Here is a 314-nt window from a genome sequence, read left to right as displayed (position 1 = left end):
ATACAAGCCTGACAATAACCTACTTTCACACTGGTTGCAGCACTATCATTGGCGCGTAATCGTTTCACGGTCCTGTTCGGGATGGGAAGGGGTGGTACCGATTAGCTATGGTCATCAGGCATAACTTGTTGATCTGTTGTTGACTACGTTGAGCTGTAGCCGGCAACAAATCCAATTCAGAAGAAGTTCAGTAGAGTGTGCGGCAGAGGTGAGTCTTCGCACTAATCATCATTATTTATTTTGTCACAGTAAGCGAGACCATCGCTTACTGTGGTGGTTGTGACTGCTGTCGAACAAGTGGAATTCTTCCGAAT

At 45.9% G+C, this 314-nt stretch carries 1 rRNA gene; it reads right to left on the bottom strand.

From position 1 onward, the window contains the following. Positions 1-6: 6 nt before the first annotated feature. Positions 7-119 (bottom strand): 5S ribosomal RNA (gene rrf / locus ACO0LM_RS28780). Between the last annotated feature and the right edge of the window lie 195 nt (positions 120-314).

The sequence above is a fragment of the Undibacterium sp. Di26W genome, assembly GCF_049340265.1.
Lineage (GTDB): Bacteria > Pseudomonadota > Gammaproteobacteria > Burkholderiales > Burkholderiaceae_D > Undibacterium.
Note: the sequence above shows the minus strand (reverse complement) of the source record. Positions and strands in the feature narration are given on the sequence as shown.